The sequence below is a fragment of the Flavobacterium sp. FlaQc-57 genome (genome assembly GCF_044007395.1).
In the GTDB taxonomy this organism is placed as follows: domain Bacteria; phylum Bacteroidota; class Bacteroidia; order Flavobacteriales; family Flavobacteriaceae; genus Flavobacterium.
Genome location: NZ_JBIPDA010000001.1, coordinates 321,754 through 343,633, shown reverse-complemented (window position 1 = coordinate 343,633; position 21,880 = coordinate 321,754). Strand labels below are relative to the sequence as shown.

General features: G+C 33.2%; 14 protein-coding genes and 1 pseudogene. 6 read left to right on the top strand and 9 right to left on the bottom strand.

Annotated features, from left to right (window positions below; all coding sequences use genetic code 11):
* Nucleotides 1-13 precede the first annotated feature (13 nt).
* Nucleotides 14-1,687 (bottom strand): hypothetical protein, encoded by a 1,674-nt coding sequence (locus ACHRVZ_RS01490; protein ID WP_395420305.1) that lies wholly within the window; start codon nt 1,685-1,687, stop codon nt 14-16.
* Between the two features lie 328 nt (nt 1,688-2,015).
* Between ACHRVZ_RS01490 and ACHRVZ_RS01485 the strand changes: the two genes are divergently transcribed.
* Nucleotides 2,016-8,213 (top strand): gliding motility-associated C-terminal domain-containing protein, encoded by a 6,198-nt coding sequence (locus ACHRVZ_RS01485; RefSeq protein WP_395420303.1) that lies wholly within the window; start codon nt 2,016-2,018, stop codon nt 8,211-8,213.
* Nucleotides 8,214-8,235: 22 nt separating this feature from the next.
* Nucleotides 8,236-9,177: a type IX secretion system membrane protein PorP/SprF gene (locus ACHRVZ_RS01480; RefSeq protein ID WP_395420301.1), complete on the top strand. Its 942-nt coding sequence runs from the start codon at nt 8,236-8,238 to the stop codon at nt 9,175-9,177.
* A 125-nt stretch (nt 9,178-9,302) separates the two neighbouring features.
* Here ACHRVZ_RS01480 and ACHRVZ_RS01475 read toward each other — a convergent pair whose 3' ends face one another.
* Complete coding sequence (locus ACHRVZ_RS01475) at nt 9,303-11,477, bottom strand: TonB-dependent receptor (RefSeq protein WP_395420300.1); 2,175 nt, start codon at nt 11,475-11,477, stop codon at nt 9,303-9,305.
* A gap of 428 nt (nt 11,478-11,905) precedes the next feature.
* Here ACHRVZ_RS01475 and ACHRVZ_RS01470 point away from each other — a divergent pair, with 428 nt between their 5' ends.
* The 3 genes and pseudogenes from ACHRVZ_RS01470 (at nt 11,906) to ACHRVZ_RS01460 (ending at nt 14,435) form a co-directional block, all read left to right on the top strand.
* Nucleotides 11,906-12,154: a hypothetical protein gene (locus ACHRVZ_RS01470; RefSeq protein ID WP_395420299.1), complete on the top strand. Its 249-nt coding sequence runs from the start codon at nt 11,906-11,908 to the stop codon at nt 12,152-12,154.
* Between the two features lie 341 nt (nt 12,155-12,495).
* A pseudogene (locus ACHRVZ_RS01465) lies at nt 12,496-13,440 on the top strand (Dyp-type peroxidase).
* A gap of 182 nt (nt 13,441-13,622) precedes the next feature.
* Entirely contained in the window at nt 13,623-14,435 is an 813-nt protein-coding gene (locus ACHRVZ_RS01460) for an alpha/beta hydrolase (RefSeq protein ID WP_395420298.1), read from the top strand.
* Between the two features lie 132 nt (nt 14,436-14,567).
* Here the strand turns inward: ACHRVZ_RS01460 and ACHRVZ_RS01455 are convergent, their stop codons facing one another.
* Nucleotides 14,568-15,404, bottom strand: a complete 837-nt coding sequence (locus ACHRVZ_RS01455; protein ID WP_395420296.1) for an SMP-30/gluconolactonase/LRE family protein — start codon at nt 15,402-15,404, stop codon at nt 14,568-14,570.
* Nucleotides 15,405-15,585: 181 nt separating this feature from the next.
* Entirely contained in the window at nt 15,586-16,335 is a 750-nt protein-coding gene (locus ACHRVZ_RS01450; protein ID WP_395420295.1) for a DUF1349 domain-containing protein, read from the bottom strand.
* A gap of 103 nt (nt 16,336-16,438) precedes the next feature.
* On the opposite strand from ACHRVZ_RS01450, the gene ACHRVZ_RS01445 reads away from it, so the two are divergent.
* A complete protein-coding gene (locus tag ACHRVZ_RS01445) occupies nt 16,439-17,212 on the top strand; it encodes a response regulator transcription factor (protein WP_395420293.1) in 774 nt (257 codons plus the stop codon).
* Nucleotides 17,213-17,243: 31 nt separating this feature from the next.
* Here ACHRVZ_RS01445 and ACHRVZ_RS01440 read toward each other — a convergent pair whose 3' ends face one another.
* From ACHRVZ_RS01440 to ACHRVZ_RS01420, 5 genes are all read right to left on the bottom strand, one after another.
* The gene (locus ACHRVZ_RS01440) at nt 17,244-17,735 is read right to left on the bottom strand and encodes a cupin domain-containing protein (protein WP_395420291.1); all 492 of its coding nucleotides are present in this window, start codon (nt 17,733-17,735) and stop codon (nt 17,244-17,246) included.
* Between the two features lie 2 nt (nt 17,736-17,737).
* A complete protein-coding gene (locus ACHRVZ_RS01435) occupies nt 17,738-18,472 on the bottom strand; it encodes a pirin family protein (protein ID WP_395420290.1) in 735 nt (244 codons plus the stop codon).
* Between the two features lie 62 nt (nt 18,473-18,534).
* Nucleotides 18,535-19,137, bottom strand: a complete 603-nt coding sequence (locus tag ACHRVZ_RS01430) for an isochorismatase family protein (RefSeq protein ID WP_395420288.1) — start codon at nt 19,135-19,137, stop codon at nt 18,535-18,537.
* Nucleotides 19,138-19,277: 140 nt separating this feature from the next.
* Nucleotides 19,278-19,859: a Crp/Fnr family transcriptional regulator gene (locus tag ACHRVZ_RS01425; RefSeq protein ID WP_395420287.1), complete on the bottom strand. Its 582-nt coding sequence runs from the start codon at nt 19,857-19,859 to the stop codon at nt 19,278-19,280.
* A 417-nt stretch (nt 19,860-20,276) separates the two neighbouring features.
* Nucleotides 20,277-21,752: an arylsulfatase gene (locus ACHRVZ_RS01420; RefSeq protein ID WP_395420286.1), complete on the bottom strand. Its 1,476-nt coding sequence runs from the start codon at nt 21,750-21,752 to the stop codon at nt 20,277-20,279.
* Nucleotides 21,753-21,880: the final 128 nt, after the last annotated feature.

The following is a 21,880-nucleotide window of genomic DNA, read 5'->3' as shown; positions in this document are numbered from 1 at the left end:
TATATTCTTTAGTTTACATCATTTTTGAACTCATATGTTCAAAAAGCAAATTGAATTTGTCTCCAAGCTTTTTCTTAAGGCGTTGTTTAGATTTTTTAACCGCCTCTGTTGTAATTCCCAATAATTCGGCAATTTCGGTATTATTGAATTGTAGTTTTTGGAGTAATAATATTCGTTTATTAGAATCTGTAATTTCCGGAAAATCTTCTTCTAGTAAACGATAGAATTCAGGATATTCTTTTTGAAATTCTCTCTTAAAACTATTCCAGTTTTCATCTGTCATTAAATGCGATTCCAGTAAAGTACTTAAATTTCCTTTTTCAAGACTATGAGATGGTGATTGTTTAATTTGCTCAATCTCATTTTTTAATCTCTTGATTTGATTGTTTTTATCTTTTAGATAAGCAACATGAGAGTTTAAGTTTTCGTTTACCTCAGATAATTTTTGTTCGCTTTTAATTTTTTCAGTTTTTAAAGAAGTAACATTTTGCTTGTATTCAAATTGCCTTTTTTTCAAATGTTTCTTAAAAATAAAGTAAAGAGCGATAAGCAATACAAAAGCCAATATGATAATAATTGCATAAATGTTTTTAACAGAAGTTTCGTGTTTGTATTGCGCTTTTGTACGGTTTATATTTTGTTGAAATTTTGTTTTCTGAATCATCCAGTTTGACTTATTGATAGCCATATCGCCATCTTTGGTTTCCAGAGAATCCTGAAGAACAAGCATTCGTCTTCTTAACACCAATTCATTATCCGTTTTACCTTGCTTTTGTAAAATTTGTAATTGAAGCTGAATAATCTGAAGTTCAGATTTTTCAAAATACGGTTTTGAACGTGCAATAGCTTGCGCATCTTTTAAAACTTGATTAACCTCTTCAAAATTTTTGTCAGCCACATACAATTCTGCCAATAGGATAGAAGCATACATGGTGTTCTGGTCGCTTTTTTGAGATTTTGAGATACTAATATCTTTTTTAACTAAAGAAATAGCGGTTTTAAAATCTCCATTTTTCTGTTTTACGACTGCTAAATTTCCAAGTGCTTTGGCATATCGAACCTCATCCTGAACTTGTTTTGCTAAAGCAGCAGCTTCTAGAAAATAAGCTTCAGCATTTTTAAGATCTAAAGAATTTAAATAGTTAATACCAATGTTGTCAAGAATTGTGGCATACTCCGCAGTTTTTTTTGGGGTATGTTTTTTGGCAAGATTTAAGTAATAGGTAGATTCTTTATAATCGCCAAGCGTTTGCATAATCCATCCAATTTTTTTGAAGGATTCACCGGGTTGAATAATTTTTTCTGATGGTAATTGCTCAATTTGATCCAGTATTTTAAGCAATACAGGTGTCATCTTGATATAATTTCTGTAGTGATAGAGATAGCTTACATAATTAAGCTGAGCCCAGGTTTCAATATTTAACTCCTTTAAAAGTTTGGCTTTTTTAATAGATTGTAAATAGTAAAAATCACTTTTGTTGTTTAACGAGTTGTAAAAATCGCTATATCCGTTGGCAAGTAACGCTTCGTAAAAAACGCTGTAATATTTATTTTTAGTAAGAGGTTGTAGATAGTTTTTTAAGGCGATAGTATCCGTATCAAAAGATTTTTCCTGCTCTAAAATTGCCTCAAAGTTTTTGCTGTTATTTTCAAAAGATGACACTCGGATTTGAGCATTTTGTGCCATTAGTTGAAACACAAAAAAAAGTAAAAAGATACAGTAGGTTTTTTTTAAAAGCATTTGGTTTTTGGCTGTAGTATTTGTTTTTGGGATTGTAAAAATAATAAAAAAAATAACTTTAGAGTAAAGAGTAATTTATAATAAGCTGATTTTACAGGTTTTCGAAGTGTAAAATGTCCCCCTTTTGTCCCCCCTTGCTTTTATTGAAAGTATAACTGATGCTTTAAATTTGTCAATATACTCCTCATGTTTTTTAAAGATAATTTCAATTGTTAAATAAAAGATATTTAGAGTTGGTGTTTTTAGAAATCACTATTAACTTCTCATTTTAGATATGAAAAAAAAAATACTATTCTTCTTCTTATTTAGCATATTAAAACTTCATAGTCAAACAACTGCTGGATATTTAAGTTCAACCTTTCAACCGTGGGGATCACCTACAAATATTAATGCAATGAATACCGTCTATGGCGCAGATTGGTCTCAGTATAATTATAGTACAGTAAACGTAACTGCTCTTTTTGATGCTAACAGAAAATTTATTTGGATAGAAGGTAGTGAAAGCAATACGAGTCAAATGATAACTTTTCTTACTGATAATGCTACAATCATAGAAAACTGGGTTAATGCAGGAGGAACTTTACTGATAAACGCAGCTACATATTTAAATTCACCACCTTATAATGTAGGTTTTGGTGTTACTAGTGAGTTTATTTATTCGTTAACTGCAGTGGCAGTAGACAATTCTGATCCTTTTTTTACTTTATCTCCCTATCAGCCTGTAACAGTTACAAATTATCAGGGACAAGCAATTGCACACAATACTTTTTCTGGTGTTGGATTAAACAATATTTTAACTTCTCCTTCAGGAGCAACAATTTTGGCCGAAAAGAAAATAGGTTCCGGATTGGTTCGTTTTTCAGGATTAACAACTTCATGGTTTGAAAATACAGCTTGGGGGCCAAAAGTTGAAATATTAAATTTATTGTACAGAATGATAAGTAAGCTTTCTGAACAACTTTTTATTACGGTAATAAAACCGGTAACAATGGTTTGTGGGGGCGAATCTGACGCTGTTCAATTTACTATATCTGATGATAAAACATCGCCTAATAATCTTATTGTCTCCGCAACTTCGTCAAATCAAACTCTTATTCCAGATGCAAATTTAGTACTATCAGGTACAGGAGCTTTGCGTACCCTTGATTTTACAAGTGTTGCCGGTCAGTCAGGAACCACAACAATATCAGTAAAGATAACAGATGAAGATGCAAATACTTATACTCAAACTTTTACAGTGACTGTTAGTGATACTGAACTTCCTGTTGTAAAAACAAAAGATATTACAGTTCAGCTAGATGCAAATGGAAACGCAACTATTACGGCCGATCAAATCGATAATGGTTCGACAGATAATTGCGGTATTGCTTCGAAGACGCTTGATAAAACTAATTTTAGTTTTGACGATTTGGGAGAAAACACTGTGACATTAACTGTGAAAGATTTAAGTGGTAATACAAGCACAAAAACTGCCATTGTAACAATTCCTTTAAAATGTCCTGCCGATATTATCATAAATAACAATGATCTGAATAAATGTGGCGCTATTGTTAATTATAATTTTGAAAAAGAACAAACAAAAGCACTCATTCTAGGTGGATATCATTATGATTTGGGCTCGGATGTGAAACAGAAATTGGAGAACACTCATGAATTTGATGTAGTAGATCTGATAGATATATCGACTTTTACTCCTGATTTAGCAGTTTTACAAAAGTATGATGTTATACTTGTTTATAGTTCTTATGGTAGTATTGGAATGCCTAGTCTAGGTGACGTATTGGCTCAATATATCGATAGTGGCGGTGGTGTTGTAGACGCGGTTTTTGACAATGCCAACCAAGCTATTACCGGATTGTATAATACAGATGAATATAGAGTGCTGGTTCCAAGTGATTATGCTGAAGTAGCATTTTCGAGTTTGGGTACAATTGATGTTCCAAATCATCCGATAATGAAAGATGTGGTAACATTTAATACAGGATCACGCGGTTTTCGATCTAGTTCTACACAAATAACTCCTGGTTCTTATGTGGTGTCACGTTATAACGATGGTGCCATGTTGGTTATTGCAAAAGAAAATATAGGTCTAAATTTTGCAAAACGTGTTAGTTTAAATTTTTACCCAATTTCTAGTACTGTAAATCCTGATGGCTGGGATGTTTCTACAAATGGGGATAAAATAATAGCAAATGCTTTAAAATGGGTAGGAAGATCTTTAATAATAAAACGAATTGCCGGATTGCGTAGTGGAAGTTTATTTCCGGTTGGAACCACCACAAATACATTTGAAGTTACAGATAAAAATAATGTTATACACACTTGCTCCTTTAAGGTTACCGTAAAAGATACTGAAGTTCCTATTGTAGTAACAAAAGATATTACTGTACAATTAGATGCTTTAGGAAAAGCATCCATAACCGAATCTCAAATTAACGACGGTTCAACAGATAATTGCTCGATTGATAAAATAACTTTAGGCAAAACCACTTTTGATTGTTCGAATATTGGCGCAAATACAGTAACACTAACAGTTTTAGACGTAAACGGAAATTCGGACTCCAAAACTGCAATCGTTACGGTTGAAGATAAAATAAAACCAGTAGTTGCCACAAAAGATATTTTGGTGCAATTAGACGCTTTAGGAAAAGCATCCATAACCGAATCTCAAATTAACGACGGTTCAACGGATAATTGCTCGATTGATAAAATAACTCTAGATAAAACCACTTTTGATTGCTCCAATATTGGCGCAAATACAGTAACATTAACGGTTTTAGAGGTAAACGGAAATTCGGACTCCAAAACAGCAATTGTTACCATTGAAGATAAAATAAAACCAATAGTTGCCACAAAAGATGTCTTGGTGCAATTAGACGCTTTAGGAAAAGCCACTATAACTGAATCTCAAATCAACGATGGTTCAACTGATAATTGCTCAATTGATAAAATAACTCTGGACAAAACCTCTTTTGATTGTTCGAATATCGGTGCAAACACTGTAACACTTACGGTTTTAGATGTTAATGGAAACTCAGATTCAAAAACAGCAATTGTAACTGTTGAAGACAAAGTGAAACCAATTGTTATCACGAAAGATATTACAGTTCAATTAGACGCTTTAGGAAAAGCCACTATAACCGAATCTCAAATCAACGATGGTTCAACTGATAATTGCTCAATTGATAAAATAACTCTGGACAAAACCACTTTTGATTGTTCGAATATCGGTGCAAACACCGTAACACTTACAGTTTTAGATGTTAATGGAAATTCAGATTCAAAAACCGCAATTGTTACGGTTGAAGACAAAGTGAAACCAACTGTTATCACTAAAGATATTACAATTCAATTAGATGCTTTAGGAAAAGCGACAATAACCGAATCTCAAATCAACGACGGTTCAACGGATAATTGCTCGATTGATAAAATAACGCTCGATAAAACAGCTTTTGATTGTACAAACATTGGTGCAAATACAGTAACACTTACAGTTTTAGATGCTAACGGAAATTCGGACTCCAAAACTGCAATCGTTACGGTTGAAGATAAAGTGAAACCAACGGTTATCACAAAAGATATTTTGGTGCAATTAGACGCTTTAGGAAAAGCAACTATAACCGAATCTCAAATCAACGATGGTTCAACTGATAATTGCTCAATTGATAAAATAACTTTAGACAAAACCACCTTTGATTGTTCGAATATCGGTGCAAACACAGTAACACTTACGGTTTTAGATGTTAATGGAAATTCGGATTCAAAGACAGCAATTGTTACGGTTGAAGACAAAGTGAAACCAATTGTTATCACGAAAGATATTACGGTTCAATTAGACGCTTTAGGAAAAGCGACAATAACCGAATCTCAAATCAACGACGGTTCAACGGATAATTGTTCGATTGATAAAATAACTTTAGACAAAACCATTTTTGATTGTTCGAATATTGGAGCAAATACAGTAACATTAACAGTTTTAGATGTTAACGGAAACTCAGATTCAAAAACAGCAATTGTAACTGTTGAAGACAAAGTGAAACCAACAGTTATCGCGAAAGATATTACAGTTCAATTAGACGCTTTAGGAAAAGCTACTATAACCGAATCTCAAATTGATAATGGTTCATCAGATAATTGCTCAATTGATAAAATAACTTTAGACAAAACCACTTTTGATTGTTCGAATATCGGTGCAAATACTGTTACACTTACAGTTTTGGATGTTGATGGAAATTCAGATTCAAAGACAGCAATTGTTACGGTTGAAGACAAAGTGAAACCAATTGTTATCACGAAAGATATTACGGTTCAATTAGACGCTTTAGGAAAAGCGACAATAACCGAATCTCAAATTAACGACGGTTCAACGGATAATTGTTCGATTGATAAAATAACTTTAGACAAAACCACCTTTGATTGTTCGAATATCGGTGCAAACACAGTAACACTTACAGTTTTAGATATCAATGGAAATTCGGACTCCAAAACTGCAATCGTTACGGTTGAAGATAAAATAAAACCAATAGTTGCCACAAAAGATATTTTGGTGCAATTAGACGCTTTTGGAAAAGCGACAATAACCGAATATCAAATCGATAACGGCTCAACGGATAATTGTTCGATTGATAAAATAACTTTAGACAAAACCATTTTTGATTGTTCGAATATTGGAGCAAATACAGTAACACTTACGGTTTTGGATGTTAATGGAAATTCAGATTCAAAGACAGCAATTGTTACTATTGAAGACATAGTAAAACCAATTGTTATCACGCAAGATATTACGGTTCAATTAGATGCTTTAGGAAAAGCCATTATAACTGAATCTCAAATCGATAACGGCTCAACGGATAATTGTTCGATTGATAAAATAACGTTAGATAAAACAGATTTTGATTGCACTAATATTGGAGCAAACACAGTAACGCTAACAGTTTTGGATGTTAATGGAAATTCAGATTCAAAAACTGCGATTGTTACTATTGAAGATAAAGTAAAACCAACAGTTGTCACACAAGATATTACGATTCAATTAGACGCTTTAGGAAAAGCTACTATAACCGAATCTCAAATCGATAAAGGCTCAACGGATAATTGTTCGATTGATAAAATAACGTTAGATAAAACAGATTTTGATTGCACTAATATTGGAGCAAACACAGTAACATTAACAGTTTTAGATGTTAACGGAAATTCAGCGTCAGGAACTGCTGTCGTAATTGTAGAAGATTTGATTGCCCCAAATGTTATCCCCAAAAACATTACAGTCCAACTTGATGCTACAGGAAAGGCAGAAGTTGTTCCGGCGCTGATTAATAATGGTTCAACGGATAATTGCGCGATTGACAAAATTACTTTGGATAAAACCACATTTGATTGTACCAATATTGGTGCAAATAATGTCACTTTGACTGTTACAGATGTTAATGGAAATTCGGCTTCAAAAGTTGCGGTTGTAACAGTAGAAGATAAAATTGCGCCTATCGTAGTTACACAAAATATTACGGTTGAATTAGATGCTACAGGAAATGTTACTATAAATGAATCGCAGATTGATAATGGTTCAATTGATAATTGCAAAATAGCCACAAAAGTATTAGATAAAAGTACTTTTGATTGTACTAATATTGGTGCAAATACAGTAACATTGACCATTACAGATAGCAGTGGAAATTCGGATTCTCAAACCGCTATAGTTACAATTTTGCCACTTTCAGCACCAACATTTCTTAATCTTACCCAAAGTTTTTGTGCTGTAGATTATCCGAGTATTGGCGATGTTGAAGTTAAAGAAACGAATGTAAAATGGTTTAACGATGCTAATTCGTCTCAACCTTTAGCACTAAGCGCCCAGTTAGAAAGTAAAACATATTATGCAGCAACTTTTAAAGGGAGCTGCTATAGTCAAAGAGTTCCCGTAACTATAATTGTGAACGATGTTGCAGCTCCAACAGGGAATTCTGTACAATATGTTTGTAAAGAAAAAGAAACCTTAATTACAGATCTTGTTACCAATGAACAAGAGATTCTTTGGTATGACAGAGCTTCAGGAGGTATTCCGCTAAACGGTTTTACGGTTTTAGAAGATAAACATAAATACTATGCAGCATTGGTGGGACCAGAATGCGAAAGTTCTCAAAGACTGGAGGTTGAAGTCAACTTCCGTTATTGTGATGTTGTCGTGCATAACGGTATATCAGCCAATGGTGACGGAGTAAATGACTTTTTTGATATTGAAGGTGCAGATACTTTTAAAGACAATAAACTGGAAATTTTTAATAGTTGGGGAAGTTTAGTTTTCGAAACTTCAAGTTATGGAAATGAAGACAATAAATTTAGTGGTTACGCCAATAAGGGATTAGGAGGCGGGAATGGTTTGCTTCCTTTTGGAACCTACTATTATGTATTTAGTTTTACAAACCATGACAATATACGCATTACAAAAAAAGGCTTTTTACACCTGAATCCGTAAACCTACAAATCGAATTATATAAATGAAATTTAATTATATACTTGCCATACTAGTTACTTTTACTATGTTTTCGGGCAACGCACAGCAAGACGCTCAGTTTTCAGATTATAAAATTAATATGTCGAGTTTTAATCCTGCTTTTGCAGGTTTCTTTGACGGAAGCATTTTATTACTTCATCGCTCACAGTTTACCGGTTTTGAAGGCGCTCCGGAAACTCAAAATCTGAATGTAAATATTCCTCTTACCATGAATATGGGAGCAGGATTTAATGTAATAAACGAAAAAGCAGGAGTAACTCAACAATTAATTGTAACAGGAGACTATTCGTATACCATTTATACAAATGATATAAACATGCTTACTTTTGGTTTAAAAGCAGGGTTTAACAGCCTAAATGTAGATTATACACGACTTGATTTAGGCAATTCTAATGATAATAGTTTCAGGAATAATATTAATAATCAAATAACGCCACGAATAGGATTAGGTTTTCTATACAATACGCAGAGTTGGTTTATTGGAGTATCGTCTCCAAATTTGATAAAAGAAAAGTTTGATCCAGAAATTAAAGAAGTTACACTTTCGGCCAAACCTCAAATTTACTTTACAACAGGATATCAGACGGCGCTTAGCGATGATCTTCTTTTTAAACCTTCCATATTGGCAAAAGCGGCTTCAAATGTGCCTTTTGCAATAGATTTTGCTTTAAACTTTGAGTATATGGAACAATTTCGTTTTGGAGCTTCATACCGATTAAATTCTGCGGTTACTGCCATGATGGGAATTAATATATTACAGGACTTTCAGGTAGGTTATGCTTATGATTACAATACAAATGAATTGGGTAAATATGCGCAATCGTCTCACCAGTTTTACCTTAAATACATTTTTAAACAAGCCAAAAACATGCGTCGCGATTGTGGTTGCAGTTTTACTGATCCGGTAAACAATATTGGTTTTTAAGAAGATTCAAATAAAAAATAAAGCCTCCAAAAATCATTTGATTTTGGAGGCTATTTTTAGTTTTAAAAATCCTCAGTTAAATTATTTTACTAAAGAATTTTAGGATTTGTGATTTTAAAGAAATTCTAAAAAGCTTGCGTAAAACTAATAGTCATGCGTGTACCATTTTCTTTTACATAATTCATATTGCTCGACTGCCATTGCGAAATAACCGTATAATAATCTTTATTAAATAGATTTTCGACACCTAAACGAATAGTGCTTTTTTCTTTGAAGGTGTAGCTCGACGAAAGATTGAAAGCCGTAAAAGATTTTATAGGACCAGTTCCATAAGTATACGCTCCATTTACGGGTTGAAATCTGTCTCTTCCTGTAGTACTAATCATTTGTAGAAAAATAGACCAATCTTCTAAAGGTCTAAAAATAGTATAAGCAGCTATTTTGGGCGGATTTATACGATCGCCTCCCAAATATACTTTTTTGTCTGTAAGTTCGCGTTTTCCCTCAGTAAAAGAATAGTTAGCACCAACATCCATTTTTGAAAAAAGACGATACTTAGCAGACAATTCGAAACCATAAATTTTTTCGGGTGAGCGTGAAATCTGCGGATTTCCGTCAATATAAACATACGAAGCTCCTAATTTTGATGTACTGTAATACAAAGCACCTTCATAAGAAAGTTTGTTTAAAGCTCCAGAGAATCCAAATTCATAATTATTTGCTGTAACCGCTTTTATTGAAGTATTATTTACTGTGTTTTCTTTAGCAGCACGCAACACCAAACCTAAATCAGCCACACTAAAACTTTGAGAAAAACTAATAAAAGGTTTAAACAAAGTCCATTTTGTGTATCGTAAACCTGCATTAAACATAAGAGCATTGAAATCTAATGCTCCGCCATTTACTGCGACACCGCCGCCTACATAAGTTCCGTTTACATAATTACGAATACCAATAGTCGTATAACCCGGAACATCAATGTTCACGTTTTCAAGTCTTAAGCCGGTTTTAAAAACAAGATCTGGTCCAAACATATTTTTAAGCTGAAAATAAGGGGCTAAATTGTTCATTTTCATTTCAGGAATTACTAATCTTCCATCAGTAAGATGCGTATCAGTAATATCCGAAAGAATATCTAATCCATACGTTAAATTACCAGATAGAAGAGAACTGAATTCATATGGTGTGTTTAAATTTAGACGAAAACCCAGTTTCTTACTTTGTGTAGCCGGCTGTCCGTTATTTTGAAAAAAGTCACTGTAGTTAATTAACGTAAGATAATCTTGAAAATAAAGCGTAGCATTAACATCAGTATTGCCAATAACATTCTTTCCAATATAACTTAAACTTGCATTATGATTATAAGGAGTTCCTTCAGGCTCACCTGGTCTTTGTCCTTTAACTCCAATAGTTGGTGAATCAAAATTGCCATAAACGCCCGCTTTTGCAATATAATCTGTATGTTGTGTGCTTTGGAAATAGTTATACATTACTTCTAAGCGATTGTTTGAATTGAGATCATAACCAATTTTCGCAAAAGCATTATAATTTTTCAGATCATTCATACCATATTCCGGCGAAAGCACACGCCCTTTGGCATCACGATAAAGACCAGTTTCTTCGTAACGACCGCTAACAACATAATCGATCTTTTTTACTTTTCCCGAAAATAATTGAGACACAAAGAAACCGGCTGTTTCTTTAGGTTTTACAAGAGAGAAATTTGTTCCAACCTCAGTCGATCCGCTTATGGTTTTATCTGTGTTTGCCCTTTTCGTAATGTAATTTATCAAACCACCATCAGCACCATTTCCGTAAATAGCCGTGGCTCCTTTAATAACTTCGACACGGTCTAAAACTGTAGGATCCAGAGAGCGCATGTCTTTTGCTCCATCTCTTAAAGGTGTAGATTGCGGAATGCCATCAATCATGACCAATACTCTGCGTCCACGTAAAGTCTGACCTAAATTTTGAGTTCTGTTAGTCGTAAAACCTAAACCTGGTACAGATGCACCTAAGATGTCACTAAGATTAGAACTTATACTTAATTGTTGTTGTATTTGTTTTTTAGAAAGTAACGTAACAGAAGACGGAACTTCGTCTAAAATTTCGGCCTTTCTGGATGCAGAAACCACAATTTCTTGTAATTCGTTATTAGTAGCAGACTTATCCTTTAAGATGCTGTCCTGAATTTTTGAGTTTTTATCTTTTTCTTTATTAGAGTTTGTTTTGGATATTTCTTGTGCCGAAAGTGAACTTATAGAAAAGAACACAAGAAGTAGAGTAGCGTATTTTATCATGTTTTATTTAGACTTAATTAAAATAAATGCAAATATATAAAATGTGATAAAAATAACTTGAGAGTTTACAGTTTTTAATTTTTATGTTATTGGCGAGAATAAAAATGTTGATAATCAGTGTGAAATGAAATTTTTTGTTGTTTTTATTTAAAACGTAAACCGACTTTTATTGTTTGAATGCCTTTGAAGAGAAATAATCGATTTCATTCTATGAAATAGTTTTCTAGTATTTACGGGTTCTCGTATTGATTTTTAGGCTTTAATTTGAAAGTTTACTAAACAGTTTAATGTAATTTTTTAAGAGTTAAACATGTGTTGTTAATTTGTTAGTAAATAATAAAGTATCTCATTTTTTTTAACAGATAAAAAAATAAAAAATATTTACATTTGATGAGAATTGGATCATTATTAATTTAAAAATATTTACAATGGAAAAAGCTATAAAACTAAAAGTTCGTAAGGAGTTGGATAGTCAACAACAGTTGAATATAATTAAATTAAAAGGAAGCTTAATTTCTAAAGGATATACCGAAATTATACATATTCTTGATCAGGATGATGAATTTCATATTAACTCATTTGAAACTCCGGTTGAAACCAAAATTGAAGTGCAGGAATTTATTAATGCATTTATAATTAAAGAAAATCTGGCTGATACAATATCGCTTTTTAGATAAATTTTATTGATAATAAAAATGATGAATAAAAAGCCTCCATTAGAAATAATGGAGGCTTTTTGTTTTGAATAGACATTTGTTTAGACCTGACCGAAAATGATGATGTCAAAACAATTATTCTTAAGTATTTTGACTAGTTTGAACTGACTGAATTCTACTATAGGTACAGCTACAATTTAGGGATGTTTGTATTAAGTATTAAAAGTTACGATTTAGATTTACTTTTTACTTTACAAGTTATTTTTTATTATTAATTTTAATTTAACAGTTTAAATGTAATTCACAATAGGTTGAGATCATTTGCCTAAAATTAAATTGTAAATAACTTTAGAGATACAAGTATGAATCAATCGCAAAATGTTACGGACTACCCAAATAATAATACCATTTTTATGGTTTGGAAATTTAAAAATGAGCCTGGTATAAAGTCTGCATTTGAGAAAATTTGTTCGCTGGTAAGTAATTTGAATAATTCTTTTACAATAAGAATTCCCAATGGGCGAAGCAGTTGCGTAATGGGTATTGGGCATGATGCGTGGATAAAACTTGGATTACCAAAACCGTTACCTTTAGAATTAACGAATTTTGAACCAATAGCAGGATCAAAGCATATCGCAAAATCTACTGCAGGAGATCTTCATTTTCATTTAAGAGCTCAAAACGTCGCGATTTGTTTTGATATGGCTATGGCGATTTCAAATGTGCTGGAACCAGTTGCAGAATGTCTTGAAGAAATCCACGGATTTAGATATTGGGATGGTCGTTCGATCATCGGTTTTGTTGATGGCACAGAAAATCCGATAGGAGATGAAAGACAATTTTTTGCAGTAGTAGGATAGGAGGATTCTGCTTATAAAGGAGGAAGCTATCTCTTTGTCCAAAAGTATTTCCATAATATGAAAAATTGGGAAAATTTATCTACTGAAGATCAGGAAAAAGTAATTGGCAGATCTAAAATGAACGATATTGAAATGGCAGATGAAGTGAAACCGACAAATTCTCATAGCGCTCTGACGGCTATTACAGATGAAAATGGCGATGAACTTAAAATTGTACGGGATAATATGCCTTTTGGAAATCCTTCTAAAGGAGAAGTAGGTACCTATTTTATTTCTTATGCCAGTAAATTCAGTACGACAAGAAAAATGTTAGAGAATATGTTCATTGGTAACCCACCGGGAAATTACGATCGCATACTGGATTTTAGTACTGCAGAAACCGGAGCATTATTTTTTGTACCAACATTAGATTTATTAGATCAATACGCTGCTGAATCTGATTCTTAAAAGTGTTTTTATTACAATCAGGAGTAATTAGCAAAAAAACATCATATAGTCCATATTTAGGCATAACAGCAACTCAATTGAGTCGAATACGTAAAAAAAATAAAGTTTTAATTCATCAACAAATGTAAATGTTTGAAAATTTTTTATATCTGACTTTTGTGTCATCATAAAAAATATAAAAAATGAAAACATTAATTAGTACAGCTGTACTGCTGGCATTATCATTATCTATTTCGGCACAGGATATTATTCATAAAAAGGTATTTAGCCAAAAAATGAATAAGGAAATCGAAACTGTAATTATTACTCCAAAACTTTTTAAAGGGAAAAAGTATAAGACTATTTATATTCTTCATGGTTATAGCGGAAATGCCGACCGAACTTACAAAGAAGATATTCCGGATCTTGCCGCTAAAGCTCAAAAATACAATACAATTTATGTCTTACCCGACGGTAATTTTAATAGTTGGTATGTCGACAGTCCAATAGATAAGTCGTCGCAATATCAAACTTTTATAGGAAAGGAACTGGTCGAATACGTGGACGTAAATTATCCGACAATACAAAATCGAAAGTTTAGAGGAATTCTTGGATGGAGCATGGGAGGATATGGCGCATTGAATATTGGAGTTTTTTATAAAAATACTTTTTCTATCGTGGGTAGTTCTTGTGGTGCATTAGATTTTAATCGCTTTGGAGAAAATTTCCATACTTATCAGGCAGATAAAGTTTTAGGAGAATTTAAGAGCTTACCCAAGGAGTATTTTACATTTGAAAAAATAAATCAAATGGCTTTAGCAAATCAACTGTATGTACTAGATTGTGGTATATATGATTACCAAATGATTGGGATGAACAGAGATTTTCATCAACTTCTAACAAATGAAAAAATCGAGCATTTTTACATTGAATCGCTTGGTGGACATGACCCCAAGTATTGGAACAAATCGTTATCAAACCAATTGGCTTTGTTTGAAAACTATTTTAATAAATAAAAACAATCTGTTTTTTTGTAAAATGACCAAACCTTTAAAATTATCCGGATTTTTAGAGGTTTGATCATTTATTCTCTTATCAAAATTATTTTTTAAATATAAATCAGTAGTTTAGGTACTGGGCATCTTATATTATTTAGTCAATTGATATCCAATTACTGTTTTATTTAAAGTTGGAACTATCAATAAGTTGTCCTTTGCAATATATTCGATGTCTGCAGTGATGATTTTTTCTTTACCTAAATCAATAATTAATTTTTTATTCCCTCCTGAATCGATATGAAACAATTGTCCCTGCCAGGCGCCGGACACTATATATCCGTTTTTACCATCACTAACAATACCGTCTAAATTATCAATACCATTAAAAAATTCATGAGACTTTTTGCTCAATTTGTTTATAGCAAAAGCGGTTTGATTTTTCATATTCAGCACTAAGACATTGTCTTTTGTACATAATAATCCATTTGGTTTAGAAAGAATGTCAGATTCAAGCCATACTTTTATTTTTCCATCTGATATTTTATAAATTTTATTATCAAAACAATCAGAAATGTAAATATCTCCGTTGGTATCAGATGCGATATCATTAAAGAATTTGGCAGAATCAACTTTGTATATTTTTTCTATTTTAGCAGTATTGGTATTGATCTGAATCACTCTGTTAATGTCTGCAACATACAATTTGTTTTTATATAAACCCATACCTTGTGGATTATCCAAGCCATCAACCCATTTCAGTGTTTCTATTTTCCCATTTGTTTTAATTCTTGAAATAAATCCGTTGCCATCTTTGGCAAGGTATTCACCATTTATATTTGAGATGTAAATAATCTTTTTAGAAGAATCATAAAGTGCCGATTCTGGTTTTAAAAAAAGAGAATCTGACTCCCATACTTTTGTGATTCCTTGACTAAAAACGATTAAAGGAAGTAATCCAACATATAAAAAGAGAATTATTTTTTTCATTATTCATTATTTAAATGGTTAACTATATTTTGTGATTACCGTTTGCTGTATAAATTAAATCACTCTCCCGCGACGCGAGGCCAATGTTATTAAGTTAAGCAAGCACTATATTGTACTTTTTTGGTTTTAAGTATTTTAGATTTGGATTTACTTGAAACTAAGTACGATTTGAATAAAGCATTTAATTCCCCATTCTGAAATCTGTAACACTTTTTTGATCCAGGCTAATTTCTTCAAAAATACTTTGGGTTCCTTTATCGACAGGGCATTGTGTACTAATTCCCATCCAGATGCTAGCAGGATAATTGTTTTTATACAAACGAACCATCTGCCAGTTTTTTTTATCTAGCGAATAGTAACTCGCAACGGTTCGGGTATCAGATGATATTTTCATATATATCGTTGGGCTTTTGACAATATCGTGATTGTTATCATCAGAAGTGCCAATTGTACGAACCGTTACAACACGATGATTGCCACGCTCATCCTGCTCAAAGCAGAATTTCTGATAAAAATTATCATTGACATAAATATATAAGACACCGGCATTGTATAATCCTTTCTCAGTGAACTCCGGCGTTACTTTAGAGATTAAAGTAAAAGGTTTTGTATTATCGACTTTCGAGAGTAGAATAGGAGCACTATTATTGGATAATTGCCCGTTGGGATCAGAGAAATAATCTTTTTTTTCGCCAGCGCGGAATACTACTTTACCATAATCAGCTTCTGCAAGCTTATCTGCATCATTAACTGATTTTGTAAAATGAATATTAGGAAGTTTAATATCACAAGGACTACCATTGACAAAAGCAGAATCTGTTTTTGTATTGTTTTTTGAAGTAACAGCTGTTTCTTTTTGGTTATTGTTGCCACAACCCGTTAACAAAGTTAATCCGGATAAAATGCATAGGCCATAAAATTTTGATTTCATAAAATGTTTTTTTTAATAGAAAAATTATATTTTAGTTAATCCAAAAATACCACTGCTTCCTAAAAGCTGCAATACGTAAAATTAACCATTTTAAGTTCCGTTTATGTCAAATGTGTCCGTCGAGAATCAATTATCAGCCACTTTATTAGAGCAAACATTTTCGATCGAAGAATGCAATGATATAGAAACATTCAAGAAATTAGTTGCAGGTTATGTAAGCCTTGATCAGTGTGTGGCTGTATTGTCTGATTTTCAAGCAGACTGTAGTTATATTTATGCCGGTAATTTCGGAAGGGTATTTGGACTGCCTTCTGAAAACTCCGTTATTGATTCTGCTTTTGAAGAGTGTATTTTTACCAAAATTCATCCGGATGATTTAATTGAACGCCACATATTAGAATTAAATTATTTTCAGTACCTCAAAAGCCAGCCTTTTCAGGACAGTCATAAATACAGTACATCAAGCAGGATACGAACCCAAAACACAATTGAGAATTGTGCCTATATCAACCACAGAACCATTTATCTAAAAAGCTTTAGCAACGGAAGCGTCTGGTTGGCATTATGTCTTTACGCACCGTCAGCAGATATTCAGCCTCGTTTAGGAATCGACGGGAAAATAGTGAATATAGAAACGGGTGAGGTTATTGCGATCGAAAAATACAAGCATTACGAACAGACCCTGCTCTCTAAAAGAGAACTGGAAATCCTGACGTTTGTAGCCAAAGGAAGTAACAGTTTACAAATCGCAGCACAGCTCAATATTTCAGTTTATACCGTTCGTCGCCACAGGCAAAATATAATAGAGAAAATGAAAGTCTCCAATACTACCGAAGCTGTAAAAACGGCAATGGTTATGGGAATTATTTCTATTTAAGGATTACTGTTTTTTAAATTTTTAAAAAGCGCTATCCTAAGTAATCAGGCGAATAGGTTTTCTGGCCGTATTTAATATCAATTTCTTTCAAAAAATCCTTTCGTTTTTCCGTTAATTCAGGAACTGGCAGAAATTGACCGGCTTCTACCAGAGTTCCTATTTCCTTAAATAAGTTTTCCAATCCTGAGGGGACGACGGTACAAAGTAGACGGGCATAGTTTTCTGAAGTATTTTTAAAACAGTGCACCGCTCCTCCAAAAGGAATATTTATAAAACCGTCCTGAGTTACGATCTGTTTTCCGTGCTCAGTTTTAAATTCGAGCTCACCTTCCAATACATGAAACATTTCCTGGGTTTCAGGGTGTGCATGAGGAGGTGGTCCACCACCTGGAGGCACTATCATTTCGATAACGGCGTAATTACCGTTGGTCTGTTCACCCGAGATTATAATTCTGTAATTACCTCCGGCAACTGCCAATCTTTCTCCTTCATTTTTACTGATAATCTTGATTGTTTTATCCATATTTACATTTGATTTCCGCTGTACATACCGTCTTTATAAATTTCTCCTTCTTCATCCGTTAAGAATAACACCAGTTCAGCATCTTCTGAAACTTGTATTGAAACAGCCTCGTTTTTAAAAACGATACATTCTTTTTTATTAAGAGCAATGTTTCCATTTACCTGCACTGATCCTTGAAAAACATACAAAAGTGCAGTAAGATTTTTCTTTGGTAGTTCAGGAATTTCGGAAGCCCTGCCACTAAGCAGTTTCATATCATAAATCCAGGTCTGGCTACTGAATTGAAATTCAGTTTCGGGATTTGGAGATCCGATAAGACGCCAGTTGTTTTCACTGTGCAGGCTGTCTAATTCCAGGAAAACCACTTCTGGATTCAAGTCTTTTTTTTTCGGACGGATAAAAATCTGAAGTCCTTCCATCGTTTCCTGCTGCCCCATGATTTTTTCCTCATGAAAGAATGATCTCCCGGCTTTCATCAGCATTAGCGTCTTTCTGCCTATTATTTTTACAAAACCTTCTGAATCACTGTGTTCTGCCTCTCCGGTTCTAAAATAAGAAAGTATTTCATCATTAATGTGAGGATGCATTTTAATAACCGTATTGTTATTGATTTCCGGATGGTCTATTCTTCCAATGCTTCCTATACCAGTATCTGTAGTTGAAACTGCAGATCCGGGATACAATACCTTTATTGGCCCATGTCCTATAAACTGAGAGCTGTTTATTTTCTGTATCATAATTATATTTTTGAAGAAGCCAGATATTATAATATCCAGCTTCGATTATAAGAATTTATTAATTAAGAGAACTGTCCTACTTTAGACATTACTTCTTCAAAAAGAATAGGAAGAACTTTTTGTCCGTCTTCTGTTGCCCAGTTGTGCACCATTTCAGATATAATCTGGTTGATAGTTGTGGTTCTAACACCTTGGCTTTCCCAAGTCTGTTGTGCAATATCATCAGCAATTTGCGAAGGAGATCCGCCAGCATCAAGAACGACCTGAACATTAAATTCTTCTTCCTGCATTGAAATTGAAGGCCAAACAATGCATACATCATTAGTAAGTCCTGCCATAATCACGTTTTTTCGTCCTGCAGCTACTTTTAAAACGGAATTTTTAAAATTCTCATCATCCCATGCATTTGTAATTCCTTCTCTTTTTACTCTGTCTGTAAATTCTTGCGGAAGGAGTTCCTGTAAATCCTGAATTAGAGGTCCTTGTGCATGATCTTCCTGACTGCTTGTAAGAACTACTGGAATGTTTAGCGCTTTTGCAAATTTAGCTAAAGCTCTTGTTCTGCTCACAATCATTTCATGAGGTCTATTTGCTGCAAAATTTAGTGTGCCTGTTTGATGATCTATTAATAACATAATGGTATCATCTTTTGTAAACTGTTTCATTTTTCTAATGTTTTAAATGTTTGATAAATTTTAAAATCATTACTACTGATTTATTGGACAAAGTTATTTCAGCTCTGGAGCAGAAAACGATGACATTTGTCAATAAACAACATTAGAAGAATTAGGGCAGGGCATTAATTTTACTTTTGGAATAATTTACTACGTACTCTACTGAGGGTTTCTTTACTAATACCAAGATAAGAAGCGATGATATGCTGAGGGAAACGCTGTATAAAATCAGGGTAATTTTTTAATAACTGTTCATATCTTTCCATTGCAGGGAGAGCAATAGAATTGTTTAATCTTTTTTGAGAAGCTATAAAACTGCTCTGATTCATTTTCCAGAACATCTCTTTAATTGCTGGTATTTCAAGGAGGCGCTGTAGATCATCAACTTCCAATATGAGGAGTTCGGTATCTTCCCAAGCATCAATATTATATATCGAAGGTGTTTTCATAAGATAGCTTTCGCGGTCCACCATCCACCAGTTTTCAAGAGCCAGCTGAATGATATGCTCATTACCGGCAATGTCAATGCTGTATTGTCTCATAGCACCCTTTAATATGAAACCTGTGTATTGGCAGATTTCCCCTTGTTCAAGAAAAAGTTCTTTCTTTTTTAATTTAGTGGGCTTCATTGATGATTTAATTAACTCTTCATCGTCTGGTGCAAGAGGAGATTCGCTGTATCTATTAATATAGCTGAAAAGCTGTTCATACATAATGTCAAATATTTTAAATAAAGGTACAAAATATTTGAATTTTCGAATAACTAATAGATTTATGGCATTTATATTTGAAAATAGAGTAAAGTGCTTATATTGAGAATGAGGTTAATAGGGAAGTAAAAATTGACCATATTTATTTGTGTACAAAAGATGTTATAAACGTATAAATAAGGTACAGAAAAAGCCCATTTCTTAAGAAATGAGCTTTTCAGTTGCACCGCAAACAAATAATTTTTCTGTTAATACTCTAATTAACAACAGTAATTTAAGAGTAGGTGTTTCATTTTATCAATGACAAAATTGGACTTGTAAATAAAAAAAATTAACCTACCAAGTATTGCGATTTTCATTATTAAGAGTTAGTTCAAAAAATAATTGCTTTTTGTTTGAAATAATCTCAACAGCACTTATTTAATTTTCTTGAAACTTTGGTTCTATGAATTCCCACTCTCTTAAATGAGACGGTTGGTGTTCCTCTTTTAATATTTTTTCGAATTTTATTACTAGTTCAGGATTTTGAGAGGCAACATCTGTTGTTTCTTTTTCATCTGTTTTGAGGTTGTAAATTTCCCAAGGAGCATTTTTATTCTTTCTCATATTGCTTTTAACTCCTTTCCAGTTTCCCATTCGAACAGCTACTTGTCCTCCTTTTTCAGGAAATTCAAAATAAAGATAATCGTGTTTTTTTTGTTTATTATCTTCTCCAAGAAGTGTTGGCAGAAACGAAATTCCGTCATTTTTCAGTACTTTTATTTCTGTTAGTTCAGATAATGTTGCCATTAAATCAAACTGAGCAGAGATATGATCTGTTACTGTGCCTTTCTTAATTTTTCCTGGCCATCGTGCAATAAATGGCTCACGAATTCCTCCCTCGTAAAGGTCTTGTTTTCGGCCTCTTAGTCCCGCAACACTATTAAAAAAGACAGTATCAGTCCCGCCTACATCAAATGTAGCACCATTATCACTAGAGAACATCACTATGGTATTTTCATCTAATCCAAGGTTTTTTAATAATTTCATGATTTCACCTACCTGTTTATCCATATAAGTAATCATGGCGGCATACGTTGACCTCGGATAAAGTGTGGATGCATATCCTTTTTCACCACGATACGGCATTTCTTCAAATTGACCTAAGTATTCTTTTATTGCCTGATCTGGTGCCTGAAGTGAAACATGAGGTCCGGTGTAAGGCAGGTATAGGAAAAACGGTTTCTTCTTGTTGTTTTTGATGAATTCAAATGTTTTCTCAGCCATTTTTGTAATTGAATACTCCTTTCCTTTGAAGTAATCAAATGCAGAATCGGGAGCATCTTTTGCTAATGGTTTGTGAACTTGTATATACGGATTATTCAATGTGTCTCGTTTCCCATTTTCCCAAAGATGCGTAGGGTAAAAATTATGAGCCTGTTTCTGACAGAGATAACCATATGAATAATCAAAACCCTGTTTATTAGGTGCACCCGTGGTGTTATTCATTCCTAATCCCCATTTACCAATGATTCCTGTAGTATAACCTGCTTGTTTCATTAGCTTGGCAATGGTGAAAGTGCCTTCCGGCAATGGCATTTGTCCACCTTCGTTCTCGTCTTCAAAACCTCCTAATTCGTAATTACCTCTAATGTAGGAATGTCCACTGTTTTTACCGGTCATTAACATGCATCTGGAAGGTGCGCAAACAGGTGCACCGGCATAGTGCTGTGTAAATTTGATACCTTCATTAGCAATTTTGTCTAAATTGGGAGTTTTTATTTTTTGCTGACCATAGCTGCCTAATTCTCCATATCCCAAATCGTCGGCATAGATATAAATGATATTTGGTTTTTGCTGAGCGAATACAAAACTTGTAATCAAACAGACTAAGATTGTTTTCCAAATTTTACTCATAATTTTATTTTTTGCTGAAGCTAACTTAATAAACCTCTTCTCATCTATGGCATCAATATACAAAGTTGTATGTAATGGAGTATCAACTCTTAGCTCTTTTTTTACAAATGATTTTCACAATTTTAATA